13 protein-coding genes, 1 tRNA gene and 1 riboswitch are annotated in these 13,414 nt (G+C 30.8%); of the genes, 8 read left to right on the top strand and 6 right to left on the bottom strand.

The window, feature by feature from the left end; translation table 11 throughout:
* Positions 1–92 precede the first annotated feature (92 nt).
* The 6 genes from ACULEV_RS15020 to ACULEV_RS14995 all read right to left on the bottom strand — a co-directional run bounded on the left by ACULEV_RS15020 (position 93) and on the right by ACULEV_RS14995 (position 7,744).
* Positions 93–2,198: a peptidylprolyl isomerase gene (locus ACULEV_RS15020; RefSeq protein WP_445455857.1), complete on the bottom strand. Its 2,106-nt coding sequence runs from the start codon at positions 2,196–2,198 to the stop codon at positions 93–95.
* Positions 2,199–2,294: 96 nt separating this feature from the next.
* Positions 2,295–3,563 carry a hemolysin family protein gene (locus ACULEV_RS15015; protein WP_445455856.1) on the bottom strand — a complete coding sequence of 423 codons (1,269 nt, stop codon included), beginning with the start codon at positions 3,561–3,563 and terminating at the stop codon, positions 2,295–2,297.
* A gap of 246 nt (positions 3,564–3,809) precedes the next feature.
* On the bottom strand, positions 3,810–4,331 hold the full coding sequence (lptC, locus tag ACULEV_RS15010; RefSeq protein WP_445458556.1) for an LPS export ABC transporter periplasmic protein LptC: 522 nt from the start codon (positions 4,329–4,331) through the stop codon (positions 3,810–3,812).
* A gap of 40 nt (positions 4,332–4,371) precedes the next feature.
* Positions 4,372–5,739 (bottom strand): tetratricopeptide repeat protein, encoded by a 1,368-nt coding sequence (locus ACULEV_RS15005; RefSeq protein ID WP_445455855.1) that lies wholly within the window; start codon positions 5,737–5,739, stop codon positions 4,372–4,374.
* A 23-nt stretch (positions 5,740–5,762) separates the two neighbouring features.
* Entirely contained in the window at positions 5,763–7,013 is a 1,251-nt protein-coding gene (locus ACULEV_RS15000; RefSeq protein WP_445455854.1) for a hypothetical protein, read from the bottom strand.
* Entirely contained in the window at positions 7,010–7,744 is a 735-nt protein-coding gene (locus ACULEV_RS14995) for a type III pantothenate kinase (protein WP_445455853.1), read from the bottom strand. The genes ACULEV_RS15000 and ACULEV_RS14995 overlap by 4 nt, the downstream gene beginning before the upstream one ends.
* Positions 7,745–7,847: 103 nt before the next feature.
* Between ACULEV_RS14995 and ACULEV_RS14990 the strand changes: the two genes are divergently transcribed.
* From ACULEV_RS14990 to ACULEV_RS14955, 8 genes are all read left to right on the top strand, one after another.
* Positions 7,848–7,920, top strand: a tRNA-Phe gene (locus ACULEV_RS14990).
* Positions 7,921–7,980: 60 nt separating this feature from the next.
* Positions 7,981–8,193 carry a VF530 family protein gene (locus tag ACULEV_RS14985; RefSeq protein ID WP_445455852.1) on the top strand — a complete coding sequence of 71 codons (213 nt, stop codon included), beginning with the start codon at positions 7,981–7,983 and terminating at the stop codon, positions 8,191–8,193.
* Positions 8,194–8,318: 125 nt separating this feature from the next.
* Positions 8,319–8,416: riboswitch (TPP riboswitch) on the top strand.
* A 65-nt stretch (positions 8,417–8,481) separates the two neighbouring features.
* Positions 8,482–8,688, top strand: coding sequence for a sulfur carrier protein ThiS (thiS, locus tag ACULEV_RS14980; RefSeq protein ID WP_445455851.1), 207 nt, complete (start codon positions 8,482–8,484; stop codon positions 8,686–8,688).
* A gap of 114 nt (positions 8,689–8,802) precedes the next feature.
* Positions 8,803–10,626 (top strand): phosphomethylpyrimidine synthase ThiC, encoded by a 1,824-nt coding sequence (gene thiC / locus ACULEV_RS14975; RefSeq protein WP_445455850.1) that lies wholly within the window; start codon positions 8,803–8,805, stop codon positions 10,624–10,626.
* A 66-nt stretch (positions 10,627–10,692) separates the two neighbouring features.
* Positions 10,693–11,280: a thiamine phosphate synthase gene (locus tag ACULEV_RS14970; protein WP_445455849.1), complete on the top strand. Its 588-nt coding sequence runs from the start codon at positions 10,693–10,695 to the stop codon at positions 11,278–11,280.
* On the top strand, positions 11,253–12,008 hold the full coding sequence (locus ACULEV_RS14965) for a hydroxymethylpyrimidine/phosphomethylpyrimidine kinase (RefSeq protein ID WP_445455848.1): 756 nt from the start codon (positions 11,253–11,255) through the stop codon (positions 12,006–12,008). The genes ACULEV_RS14970 and ACULEV_RS14965 overlap by 28 nt, the downstream gene beginning before the upstream one ends.
* Positions 12,001–12,624 carry a thiamine phosphate synthase gene (locus tag ACULEV_RS14960; RefSeq protein WP_445455847.1) on the top strand — a complete coding sequence of 208 codons (624 nt, stop codon included), beginning with the start codon at positions 12,001–12,003 and terminating at the stop codon, positions 12,622–12,624. The genes ACULEV_RS14965 and ACULEV_RS14960 overlap by 8 nt, the downstream gene beginning before the upstream one ends.
* The gene (locus ACULEV_RS14955; protein ID WP_445455846.1) at positions 12,611–13,381 is read left to right on the top strand and encodes a thiazole synthase; all 771 of its coding nucleotides are present in this window, start codon (positions 12,611–12,613) and stop codon (positions 13,379–13,381) included. Before ACULEV_RS14960 ends, ACULEV_RS14955 begins: the two co-directional genes overlap by 14 nt.
* Positions 13,382–13,414 lie beyond the last annotated feature (33 nt).

The following is a 13,414-nucleotide window of genomic DNA, read 5'->3' as shown; positions in this document are numbered from 1 at the left end:
ATTTTACAATAGGATTTACTATCATTAAAAGTAAAAAAAATCCCTTACTTAAATAAAGCAAGGGATTTTGATATTGTAAGCTATTTATGTGATTAATATTTAGCTCTATTATCTGTTATATCAGCTTTGTCTTTTAAAACCTGATAAGCTCTAGATTGTGCTGAGTTAGCTTCTTGAGATTGCTTTTGCGTAATTAGAGTAGAGAAATCTTTAATCTCTGGTGCATTAGTCACTTTTTTAGTTTTAACCATGAAAACACCACTATTACCTACAACTAATCCTGAAGTTTTTCCTGCTTCTAAGCCAAATGCAGTTCCTACTACTTTAGGTTCAGAACCTATATTTGTAATAGTTGGATTTCCTAAAGCTACATCATTAATACTAATTACAGAACCTCCCGTTGCTTTAGCTACATTTTCTAAAGTAGTACCAACCATTTTCTTTTTAATTTCCTCTGCTTTTTTCTCGTTTTTCAAGATTGAACCTACAGATTGTCTTGCAATATCCATGCTTAATAAACCTGTCTCGTTGATGTCTTTTAAAGTTGCTACTACATAACCTTTTGCTGTTTCAAAACGTTTTACATCTCCTGTATTTGTTTCATCACTAAATGCCCAACGAACAATCTCTCTTTGTGCACCTAATCCTTGTACATATTCATCTGAAGCTTTCAAATTAGTTGCTGGAACTATAGTTAACTTAGAATTTTTTGCTGCTTCTTCAAAGTTTTTACCAGTTACATCAGATTCAAATTTACTTGCCATATTATAGTTCTCATCGATTGTTTGCTCAGATGGCTCTATTTTTTTAGTAATAGTAGCTAATTGAACAGCATCGTATTTTGCTAAAACTTTAATAACGTGGAAACCATAATCTGTTTCAACAACACCCACAGTTCCTACTGAATTATTAAATACAAAATCATTGAAAGTGGGTACCATTTGACCTGGAGCAATATTGTCATACTCACCTCCATTGTTTTTTGAACCAGGATCATCTGAATTAGCCTGTGCTAAAGCTGCAAAACTATTTGCATCTGCTTTTACTTGTGTTAATAAACTATTTGCTAATGCTTGTGCTTCTTCTTTTGTTCTAGTAGCAGAAGAACTTTGTGCTCCTTCATAAGCTAATAAAATATGACTTGCTTTTGCACTTGCATTTGATTTTCTTCCCATCATTCTAGATAAAGATTGGTATCCATTATTTACATAAGGTCCAAAAACTTCACCATTAGTCAAATTGAATAATTGTTCTTGAAATTCAATTGGAAGATTATTTTTTGCAACATAAGTAGAATCAAATGGAGTTTCTGATTCTTTATTAACAAATTCGGCAACATTTTCTACTTTTATATCTTTGAAACTAGGAATTGTATCTGTTCCGTCAACTTTTCCGTTTATGTAACCATAAAATTGAGTTTCTAAATCTTTTTCATCTTTTTTAGATGGTTTGTTTTCGAAAAATACATAATCAACATTTCTTGTGAAGTCTGATTTGTATTTTTTTGCATTCTTCTTCATGTAAGCCATGATTTCGTCATCAGAAACCTTAACTTGGTCATCATTAACTGTTGAAAAAGCTACAGTAACATAGTCAAAATCTACTTTTTTAGTATCTAAAACATGTTTGAATTTACCTTCTGCTTTTGTAGTGTAAATTCCTCCTTTAAGCATGTTATAATATAATTGTTCAACAGCAGATTTTTCCACTTCTTTTTCAAAATCTTGCCATTGAATCCAACGCTCTTGATTTGGATCGTTTTTGATAGATTTTACAAACTCTTTAAATTTGTTTTCATCAAAAGTTCCTGCCTCATTTAAAAACTGAGGATTTTGAGCAAAATAAGGATTTGCTTTGATTACATTGATTAGTTGTTCTTTACCAATGCCTAAACCAATTTTTTCTATTTCTTCATTTACTAGAATGCTTCTTACTTCTTGTTCCCATACAGAGTTCATTGCCTGAGTAGCACTCATAGGTTGCCCTTGTTGACTTTGCTGACTTTGTTTTTCAAGTTGAGCTGTTTTTTTCATAAATTCTTGACCAACAATATCCGTACCATTAACTTCTCCTACGTTGTTGCTATTTATGCTAAAACCACTTTTAAATAACTCTGGAATTAAGAATGCAAATAATGCAAAACCAATAATAATGATAAGTAATCCAGAACGTTTTCTAATATTATTTAAAACTGCCATTTTGTATATTAATTTAATTCAGTGGGCGAAAATACAATTATCTATTTAATAATAAAACAGAAAAGCTATAATTTCTATTAATTTTTTATGATTTTTTTATTGTTTTTCCTCTAAGATTGAAAGTCTGACTAATTCTATCTTTTTATTTGAGGCAGAATGTATGGTTATTTCAAAGTTTTCAATTTTAATTTTCTCGTTGTTTTGAGGGATTTCTTTTGTATTATGAACTATAAAACCGCCTAATGTACTATAAGAATCATTCTCAGGAATATCAAGATTGTATTTTTGATTGATAAATTCTACATCTAGTCGAGCCGAAAAAAGATAAACATCTTCTTCAATTTTTTCATCGATTAATTCTTCGCCTAAATCATGTTCATCTTCAATTTCTCCAAATAGTTCCTCGATAATATCTTCAACAGTAACAATTCCTGAAGTTCCTCCATATTCATCTAGAATCACAGCCATACTTTTTCTCTTTTTTGTTAAGATATCCAATAAATCTTTGATATAGATGGTTTCTGGAACATATTCGATAGAAATCATTACCGATTTTATTGTTTTCGGTTTTTTAAATAATTCAAAAGAGTGAACATAACCTAAAATATCATCTATAGAATTTTGGTAAACTACTATTTTAGAGTAACCAGTACTTACAAATAATTCTTTTAATTCGGTCACAGAATCTAAAATATCTACACCAGAAATTTCAGTTCTTGGTGTCATGATATCTCTTGCTTTTAATTCGGAAAATTCTAATGCATTTTGAAAAATTTGTATTTCAGAATCAATTTCATCGTGTTCTGAAAAACTATTCATCTGTTCGCTAATATAATTTCCTAATTCAACTTTACTAAAATAGTCTTGAACTTGATCTCCATCTATTTTAAAAAACTTTTTCAAAATAAAATCGGAAATCCAAATGATGAATTTTGACACCCAATAAAATAATTGGTAAAATAAATAGGCTGGTGCTGCAAATAATTTTATAAATGAATTGGCATAAATTTGAAAGAAAACTTTTGGTAAAAATTCAGCTGTCATTAAGATTATTGCTGTTGATAGTATTGTTTGAATTAAAAGATTTATAAAAGGAGATAATTGGTAACTAAAAGAAGTAATCCAATTCATCAAAAAATCTCCCGAATAGATACCATAAATTACTAAAACCACATTGTTACCTACCAACATTGCAGTAATGAATTGTGAAGGTTTTTCTATAAGTTTAGATAAAATTTTTGCATTAAAATTGTGCTGTTTCTTTTCAATAGATAAATAAACTTTATTGGAAGAAATATAGGCAATTTCCATACCTGAAAAAAAGGCTGATAAGAGTAAGCAAATAACAATAATGGCTATTCCCATACTTTATTTTTGACCTTTTTTATATTTATTGTAAAAATTTCTTTTGAAAAAGAACATAAATGTCGCTAGAACTGCAAAAAGAATACTGACAATATAGTTTTCGTTGTTTTGATATTGCACAAAGGCTTGATAAACAAAAAAAACAGCAAAGACAATATAAACATACTGAATATACTTTGTATATTTCATTTTAATTAATTTTTACCAAAAATAATAAATAAAATTGACAATAGTAAAATTGTTTTTTTAATCAACATTATTAATTTCACCATTACTGGTTTGCATATTGAAAATTTTAAAATCTTTACTAAAATCGACACCTGGACCTTGAAGAAACCCTCCTGTGCCATCAGAGTATTTGAAGTGCTTTTCCGTAAAAAACCATTCGTTTTTTTGATCAAAATACAATTGTGAGGTTTCTAATTTTTTCCCGTCTTGAGAAGTTATAGTTACATCTCCTTGTAAATCAATTATGTCGGTTTTTTTGTAAGTAATTGCGTAATTTGATTCTATAATGGTGGTTTTATTGTTTTCATCAAACATAGTTACCACAATACCTTCTGGAAATTCGGTAAATGCATTTTCTATATTACTATAGTCAAGCATTTTCTTACTTGTTAAGATTGATTTTACACGTCCTGAATCGGTATATTTTAGATTAATAGAATCAGCTTCACCAGAAGGAAGAAAAGAAGAACGATTAAATTTTTGTACATCTTTTAATGATCCTTCACAGGAAAAAAATATAGTCATGACACCAAGTATCATGACTATATTAAGTATTCTATTTCTATTTTTTTTATTCATTCTATAATGAAGGAACTGTTATGCTTTCTCCAACCCAACAGTTGAAAGCTATTCTTTTACCTGACATATTTCCACTTGGGTGGCTAAATATTTCTGTTTTTGATGGTGCTGAAGCTCTGTATCTTCCTGCCAAATCTCTAGCTGTAGCCTTTAAAGAAGAATCTGCTGCTGCTGCTTTATCACAATAATTAGCCGCTAACCAGTACATCGCTCTTTTTTCAAATTGATCTGCACCACAATCATTAATACTACTTCCATATAATTGAGCAATTAATAAATACGCTTTACCATAAGAAGGTTTTACTTGTAATGCTTTTTTAGCATAGTTACGTGATTGACTCTTGTTTGATTTTGAATAAATTGAAGCAATCTTCATATAAACATTCGCTTTTTTAGAATTATCTGAATACATTTCAGCTGCTTTATTCAAATACTCAACAGCTTTTGAAATATTTTTCTTTTGATATTCTACTATACCTTGTTTTTCATAAGCAGGAGCACTTGGATCTACTTTAAGAAGTGCTTCAGATATTTTAGAGAATAATGGATCTCCATCACATTCTTTTGCTTCTAAACGGTCTGCAGCTCTTAACAACCAAACTTTATTTGTTTTGTTTTGCTCAAATGATTTTTGATAGAAAGGTATTAATTTATCACAAGTAGACAATTGTACAATAATAGCATCCATACTAGAAGTAACAGTTGCAATGTCTTCTAAATTTGCTTCATATCTACTTTTAGCTTTAGCTTCTTTACTGTCTAATTCTTGTCCAGCTTCTTCTTTAGCAATTAAAACATCTTTAGCTTCAGAATATTCTTTTTCAAGTGCAGTCAATTTCTCTAAAATGTCATCATATTTATCAAATACTTGTTGCAATTCGATTCCTTTATTTTCTGCTTCATAATCTTTTACAAATATTTCGAAGTAAGCATAAAGACCTCTAGTTGAGTCAAAATTTGCATTATCTGTTGTAAAAGCTTTATCTAAAAGAGTATAAATTTCTTCTTTTGTGCCAAGTTTATAATTGAATAAAGCCAATCCTTTTTTCATATCAACTCCAACACCTTCACTTGGGAAATATTTATAATTTTCCTCATAAAACTTCATTAAGTCACGTACATACTTTTCTTTTTCTGCACCTGTTGCATTGTCTATTTTTTGCTTGATTGCAAATTCACCATAAGAGTAAATTCTTTTATCAAAAGACGGACAATCTTTTCTTAAAGTTGTCAAATAATCATATCCAGATGGATCTTTAGCTTTAACAGATGAAGCCATTAAACTTAAAGTTTCTGTACAAGCCTCGTTCTGAGCATTTGTAAAAAAACCTACAGCTATAACAAATAATAAAGATAATTTAGTTTTCATTTTATAATTATTCTAAAAAATTACTAATCAATTTTACGTTTCTTAAACCATTTATCACTTAATGATAATCCAACACTTATGTTGAAATAGTTTTCTCTAATTAAATTATTGTACTTAGTTCCTCTAACACCCATTTCTAAACCTAAATCGATTTTAGAATAACCTAGTGGTAACCCAAGTCCAAAATTCATGCCATAATCCTCAATGCTTTTGTCTTTAATTACTAATCCGATGTTTTCATATCTAAATCCGGCTCTATAAACCACTCTACTTAAATAACTTGAGAATGAATCAAATTTTGGAATATAATAACCGCCAATAACATATTTTTGAGAATCTTCGTAAGTTCCATTGTCGAAATCTTCAAATCTGTTTGCTAATTGACTATTGTTTTGGAAGGTAACTTCTGTTCCTATTAACCATTTATTCTTTTCACCAATTCCTAATCCAACTGCTAATTTAGAAGGCATTGTCAAATTTGTATCATTTACAGCAACATCTTCATCATCATTCACAATTTCACTTCCATTAGAAGTAAATGTAACAGTTGCTAAATTTCTTTCATTTTTGGAAGTCAACTTTGCCTCAGGAGAATAAGTTAAACTTGCATACATTTTATATTTATCAGTAATTTTTCTATTATATAGAGCACCAAAATTAAAAGAAGTTCCAGTAATTCTTGACGAATTTCTTTCTCTTGATTGTAATTGTACTATTGAATTTCCTTCAATAGTTTCTGTGTCAATATTTCCAAAGTTATATTGAAAATCGGCTCCTAAACTTAAGTTTTTATTTACTGCATAAGAACCTCCAATAAAAAACCTATTAACGTTTCCTTCTCCAGTAGAGGTTTTTACTGTTCTATTTCCAAATTCATCCTCTCCAAAATTTGATATATTATAACCTACTGCACTGTATGGTATAAGTCCAAAAGAAGCTCCTAATTTTCCCATTGGAATTCCAACAGCTAAATAATCTAAACTAGTATTTCTTGCTTTTTCTTGATCTGACTCATTTTGTAAGTTAGAAAAAGTAGTTGTTCCACCTATTGCAAATGACGTAAGTTTTAAGGAAGAATAAGAGGCAGGATTTAATAAATTTAAGCTAATACTATCTCCTTCAATTCCTAATCCACCCATTGCTCTTGAACTTTGAGTTCCTCTGAATTTCACTTCTCCTAAACCATAAAACGAGTAAGGTGAAGATGTGTTTTTTTGAGAAAAAGCTATAACACTCGTTAAAAGTGTTATACAAATTATACATTTTTTAATCATTTTTTTGTTTGTACATAATTAAATAATAAGTTCAAACTTTCTAGTAAAAAATTTGAATTGGCAAATATGGTGCTTTTTAATCTTTTAGCCAAAAAATCTGCATCTCCTCCTGTTAAAATTATTGTTAAATGTTGATATTTATGAAAATATTGTGAAATGAAGCCTTCAATTTCATGTGTTAAGCCATTAATTATTCCCGAATGAATGGATTCATTTGTTGAATTCCCTATGAAATGATTTACCTCTTCCTTTTCTAATAACGGCAATTTTGCGGTGTAATTGTGTAATACTTCATATCTCAGTCTAATTCCAGGAGAAATAGCTCCTCCCAGATAATTATTTCTCTTATCAATGAAATCATAGGTAACACATGTGCCAGCATCTATGATTAAACAATTTGAATTTGGATACAAAATACTTGCTCCAGCAGCTAAAACCATTCTATCAACCCCTAAAGTTTTAGGAGTGCTATATAGATTTTTAAATGGGAAGTTTAATTCGTGTGAAACAATTATTAATTTTGATTGTGTATTTATGTATTCTAAACACTCTTTATCTAATTTTCCTACCGAAGAAGATATAGAAAATTGAATGTTTTCAAATTTTTTTAAAATTTTTTTAAAATTTTTTAAAGCATCTTCTGTAGCAAAAACAAATTTCTCTAAAAGTGTATTTTGTTCAAATACAGCACATTTAATTTTTGTATTCCCTATATCTATAGTTAAAAGCATGTTTTCAATTTTGAGTTGACAAATATACAAATTGATTTTTTTAAAAAAATGTTTTGGAAATTACAAAAAGGGTTCTATATTTGCACTCGCTAAAACAAAGCAAGGTACCTTAGCTCAGTTGGTAGAGCAATGGACTGAAAATCCATGTGTCCCTGGTTCGATTCCTGGAGGTACCACAAAAAAACCACTCAATTTGAGTGGTTTTTTTTTATTTTTATAATTGAAAAAAACTAAAAATGAGCAACGACCCCTTACATGGTAAAACTTTAAAAGCTATTGTTGAACAATTAGTTGGTTTCTATGGTTTTGATACTTTAGGAGAATTAATTAAAATCAAATGTTTTACTGAAAACCCTTCCATAAAATCAAGCTTAACTTTTTTACGAAAAACTGATTGGGCAAGAAAAAAAGTAGAAGAATTGTACATGAGAACGTTACCAAAAATGTAATTTTTAGAAAACACGAAAATATTTTTGACCTTATTATTAGTACTAATTCTATTTCAGCAAACAACAATTTTAACAAATTAAAACCTGAAACTTTCTAACTTTCAAACATTTTTTTACTACATTTGTTTACACTTTAGGGGTGTCTGTAATATTACAGGCTGAGATTTTACCCTCTGAACCTGATCTAGTTCATACTGGCGTAGGGAAAAGTAAGATGACTTCTTTGTACATTCATGTACCATTATAGCCATTCCTAAAGTATAATTATATACTAATTCAATAAAAGGAATGGAATTAAAAATCAACAACCAAAACAAAACTTTCGATTGTAAAACACTTACAATACAAGAACTTATCGATTTCGAACTTCCCGAAAAACAAAATGGAATTGCTGTTGCAATAAACCAAACTGTAGTTTCTAAAAATGAGTGGAATACATTTTCACTTTCTCCTTCCGATGATATTTTAATCATTACCGCTACTCAAGGTGGATAGTTTAGTATTCAGTGTTCAGATTGTAGTAAGCAGTAAAAAGTCTGCTACATCTGCAAAATCAGCGTGCTAAAAAACTTTAACCTATTTGACTTTACAACTTTTAAGACTAAAAATATGACAAACGAAGAGAAAATATCAAGAGAACCGTTTCCTAATTCAAGAAAAATATATATAGATGGAGACATTCATCCTATAAAGGTAGCCATGCGAGAAATCGTATTATCAGATACTAAATTAGCTAAAGGTGGTGTAGAAAAAAATCCTCCAGTAACCGTTTACGATACTTCTGGTCCATACACTGATCCTAAGTTCGAAATTGATGTTAGAAAAGGATTGCCACGTATTCGAGAACAATGGATTTTAGACCGTGGTGATGTAGAAGAATTAACTGAAATTTCGTCTAATTATGGAAAAGAACGTTTGCATAATCCAGAATTAGATCATCTGCGTTTCGAATATTTACACCAACCTAAACGTGCCAAGAAAGGAGTAAATGTTACCCAATTGTACTATGCAAAAAAGGGCATCATCACTCCAGAAATGGAATACATTGCCATTCGTGAAAACCAACGTATTGAACAAATAGAAAATCAAACCAAAGCCATGCAATGCCAACATGCTGGAGAAAGCTTTGGAGCCAATACACCAAAAAGTAAAATCACACCCGAATTTGTTAGAAGTGAAGTAGCTGCTGGTCGTGCCATTATTCCAAATAATATCAATCATCCTGAAAGCGAACCTATGATTGTAGGTAGAAATTTTTTAGTAAAAATTAATGCCAATATTGGAAACAGTGCGGTTACTTCTAGTATCGAAGAAGAAGTTGAAAAAGCGGTTTGGGCTTGTCGTTGGGGAGCAGATACCATTATGGATTTATCGACAGGAAAAAACATTCATGAAACCAGAGAATGGATTATTCGTAATTCTCCTGTGCCTATAGGAACAGTGCCTATTTACCAAGCTTTAGAAAAAGTAAAAGGTGTGGCCGAAGATTTAACTTGGGAAATTTTTAGAGATACTTTAATTGAACAAGCCGAACAAGGTGTTTCCTATTTTACGATTCATGCGGGTGTGCTTTTACGATATATACATTTAACAGCCAATCGTGTAACTGGAATTGTCTCTCGTGGTGGTTCAATTATGGCAAAATGGTGTTTATTTCACCATAAAGAAAACTTTTTATATACACACTTTGAAGACATCTGCGAAATCATGAAACAATATGATGTTGCTTTCTCTCTTGGTGATGGTTTACGTCCTGGTTCTATTGCAGATGCGAATGATGCGGCTCAATTTGCCGAATTAGAAACTTTAGGCGAACTAACAAAAATAGCATGGAAGCACGATGTACAAGTGTTTATTGAAGGCCCAGGTCATGTTCCTATGCACATGATTAAAGAAAACATGGACAAACAATTAGAACATTGTTCGGAAGCGCCATTTTATACTTTAGGCCCTTTAACAACAGATATTGCACCAGGTTATGATCACATTACTTCTGCTATTGGAGCAGCAATGATTGGTTGGTATGGTTGTGCGATGCTTTGTTATGTAACTCCAAAAGAACATTTGGGTTTGCCCAATAAAAAAGATGTAAAAGATGGCGTTATTACTTATAAAATTGCGGCTCATGCTGCCGATTTAGCCAAAGGTCATCCAGGAGCACAATATCGCGATAATGCATTAAGTAAAGCGCGTTTCGAGTTTAGATGGGAAGACCAATTCAACTTGGCTCTCGACCCAGACACAGCAAGGGAATTCCATGATGAAACACTTCCTGCTGATGGTGCTAAAGTCGCGCATTTTTGTTCGATGTGTGGTCCAAAATTCTGTTCGATGAAAATTTCACAAGAAATTAGAGATTCTGCTGAAGCTGAAAAAGGCATGAAAACCATGTCGGAAGAATTTATTGAAAACGGAAAAGAAATTTATTTGTAAGAAAGAGAATAGAAAAAAGAGAAAAGAACAAAGAGTCTAAAAATCTGCTAAATCTGCGTGCAAAAAATGATTGTAATTTCAAATCCAGAGGAAATAATGAATGAAATAAACATAATCCATGCTCTTTTTGAAAATGGTATGGAGTTGTTTCATATTAGAAAACCAGATTATTCAAAAGATAAAATGCAATCATTTATTTCAAAAATTAATTCAAAATACCATTCTAAATTGGTTTTACATCACTATCATGATTTGGCAGAAGAATTTCAAATAAAGAGACTTCATTTTACGGAAAAAGATAGACTTACTATACTTGGCAGGTTTTTGAAACCTGTCAGGTATTTTTCAACATCTGTTCATTCGATAACAGATTTTAATGATTTACCCAATGATTTTGATTATGCTTTTTTAAGTCCGATTTATCCAAGTATATCAAAAGAAAATTATGTTTCCACGAAAAATGCATTCGAAGAAATAAAAAAACGAACCAATTGGCATACAAAATTGATTGCTTTAGGTGGAATTTCAGCTGAAAACATAGAAAAAACAGTACATAATGGTTTTGATGACATTGCGTTACTTGGAACCATTTGGAATAGTAAAAACCCAATAGAAAATTTTAAAAAATGTCAACAAATCATCCGTTTGTTTTAACTATTGCAGGTTTTGATCCTTCTGGTGGAGCTGGTGTTTTAGCCGATGTAAAAACATTGGAACAACATCAAGTTTATGGTTTGGCAATTGTCACAGGAAATACGATTCAAACTGAAAATGAATTCATCAAAATAGAATGGATTTCTATGGACTTTGTAATGGAATCTATTGAAGTTCTTTGTAATAAATATGAAATTAAAGTAGTAAAAATTGGCATTGTTCCTACTTTAGATTATCTAGAAAACGTAGTTTCAACTATAAAAAGAATAGCTCCCAAAACAAAAATTATTTGGGACACCGTGTTAAAATCGAGTACCGAGTTTAATTTCATAAATATTGAAAACCAAACCCAATTAGAATTAATTCTAAAACAAATCGATTTAATCACTCCAAATTATAATGAGATTGTAAGATTAAATCATTCAAATGAAACACCAGAAAATATTGCAAAGTCGTTTTCTAAATTTTGTGCTGTTTTGTTAAAAGGCGGTCATAATTTGGAAGCTTTGGGAACCGATTTCTTATTTCTTAAAGATGAGATAATAACAATGTTGCCAGAAACCAAATTTATTTATCACAAGCATGGTTCAGGTTGTGTTTTATCATCAGCTATTACTGCAAACATGGCTTTAGGATTTGATACCATTACTTCATGTAAAAAGGCTAAGATTTATATCGAAAAATTTCTCAATTCAAACACAACTTTATTAGGACATCATTATGCTTAGCAAATTACAATACATTTCACAAGGAAACACTTCGGAAGAACAATTTTTAAACATCCAAAAGGTTTTAGACAACGGTTGCGATTGGATTCAATTGCGTTTCAAAAACGGAAACACGAATGAACTACATATTGTTGCCGAAAAAACCAAACAACTTTGTGAGCAATACAAAGCGACCTTTATTATTAATGACAAAGTAGATTTGGCTTACCAAATTGATGCTGATGGTGTTCATTTGGGTTTAAACGACATGCGAATTAAAGATGCTCGTTCTATTTTAGGAAATGATAAAATTATTGGTGGAACAGCAAATACTTTTGAGCAGGTTAGCCAAAGAGCGAATGAAAATTGCAATTATGTTGGTTTAGGTCCTTTCCGATTCACCACTACAAAAGAAAAACTAAGTCCGATTTTAGGTTTAGAAGGTTATAAAGCCATTCTAAATCAACTGGCAAAACAGCATATTGAAATACCTATTATTGCCATTGGAGGCATTCAATTAAATGACATTCCAAGTCTTATCGAAACAGGTATTCATGGAATAGCTATTTCTGGTTTACTAACACAAAACCCAACAATAACAACAACACTCAACGAAAAATTATATGTCAACATTTAAAATTTCAAATACAACTTTTACTTCTCGTTTATTTTTAGGTACGGGAAAATTTGGTTCCAATATTCAAATGGAAGAAGCTATTTTAGCATCAGAAAGCGAATTGGTTACCGTAGCTCTAAAACGTGTGGATTTTGAAACAGAAACCGATGCCATTCTTTCCCATTTAAAGCATCCAAACATTAATTTATTACCGAATACTTCTGGTGCTAGAAATGCAAAAGAAGCTGTTTTTGCTGCACAATTAGCTAGAGAAGCCTTTGAAACTAATTTCTTAAAACTAGAAATCCATCCTGATCCAAAATATTTATTACCTGATCCAATTGAAACTTTAAAAGCAACGGAAAAATTGGCAAGGTTAGGATTTGTTGTTCTGCCTTATATTCATGCTGACCCAGTTTTGTGTAAATTATTGGAAAACGCTGGAACTGCAGCTGTAATGCCTTTGGGTTCACCAATTGGAAGTAATAAAGGATTAAAAACAATTGATTTCTTAGAAATTATTATTGAACAAAGCAAGGTTCCTGTAATTATTGATGCTGGAATTGGTGCTCCGTCCGATGCTGCAAAAGCTATGGAAATTGGTGCCGATGCCGTTTTAGTAAATACTGCAATTGCTGTTGCACAAAATCCAAAATTAATGGCAGAAGCATTTAAAGAAGCCGTAATTGCTGGAAGAAAAGCATTTGAAGCACAATTGGGTTCAATTTCTAATTTCGCGCAAGCCTCAAGTCCGTTAACCGCTTTTTTGAATGAGTAAGTGAAATGATTAATTCTCATTAAGCCAAAACAA

The organism is Flavobacterium sp. HNIBRBA15423 (assembly GCF_052655965.1).
The sequence above is the reverse complement of the archived record's forward strand: the minus strand, read 5'-3'. Positions and strand labels throughout refer to the sequence as shown.

Coding starts and splice junctions, on each gene's coding strand:
- thiS (WP_445455851.1), top strand. CDS start 8,482: ATGGAATTAAAAATCAACAACCAAAACAAAACTTTCGATTGTAAAACA.
- ACULEV_RS15000 (WP_445455854.1), bottom strand. CDS start 7,013: ATGATTAAAAAATGTATAATTTGTATAACACTTTTAACGAGTGTTATA.
- thiC (WP_445455850.1), top strand. CDS start 8,803: ATGACAAACGAAGAGAAAATATCAAGAGAACCGTTTCCTAATTCAAGA.
- ACULEV_RS14965 (WP_445455848.1), top strand. CDS start 11,253: ATGTCAACAAATCATCCGTTTGTTTTAACTATTGCAGGTTTTGATCCT.
- ACULEV_RS14960 (WP_445455847.1), top strand. CDS start 12,001: ATGCTTAGCAAATTACAATACATTTCACAAGGAAACACTTCGGAAGAA.
- ACULEV_RS15020 (WP_445455857.1), bottom strand. CDS start 2,198: ATGGCAGTTTTAAATAATATTAGAAAACGTTCTGGATTACTTATCATT.
- ACULEV_RS14995 (WP_445455853.1), bottom strand. CDS start 7,744: ATGCTTTTAACTATAGATATAGGGAATACAAAAATTAAATGTGCTGTA.
- ACULEV_RS14955 (WP_445455846.1), top strand. CDS start 12,611: ATGTCAACATTTAAAATTTCAAATACAACTTTTACTTCTCGTTTATTT.
- lptC (WP_445458556.1), bottom strand. CDS start 4,331: ATGATACTTGGTGTCATGACTATATTTTTTTCCTGTGAAGGATCATTA.
- ACULEV_RS15005 (WP_445455855.1), bottom strand. CDS start 5,739: ATGAAAACTAAATTATCTTTATTATTTGTTATAGCTGTAGGTTTTTTT.
- ACULEV_RS14985 (WP_445455852.1), top strand. CDS start 7,981: ATGAGCAACGACCCCTTACATGGTAAAACTTTAAAAGCTATTGTTGAA.
- ACULEV_RS15015 (WP_445455856.1), bottom strand. CDS start 3,563: ATGGGAATAGCCATTATTGTTATTTGCTTACTCTTATCAGCCTTTTTT.
- ACULEV_RS14970 (WP_445455849.1), top strand. CDS start 10,693: ATGATTGTAATTTCAAATCCAGAGGAAATAATGAATGAAATAAACATA.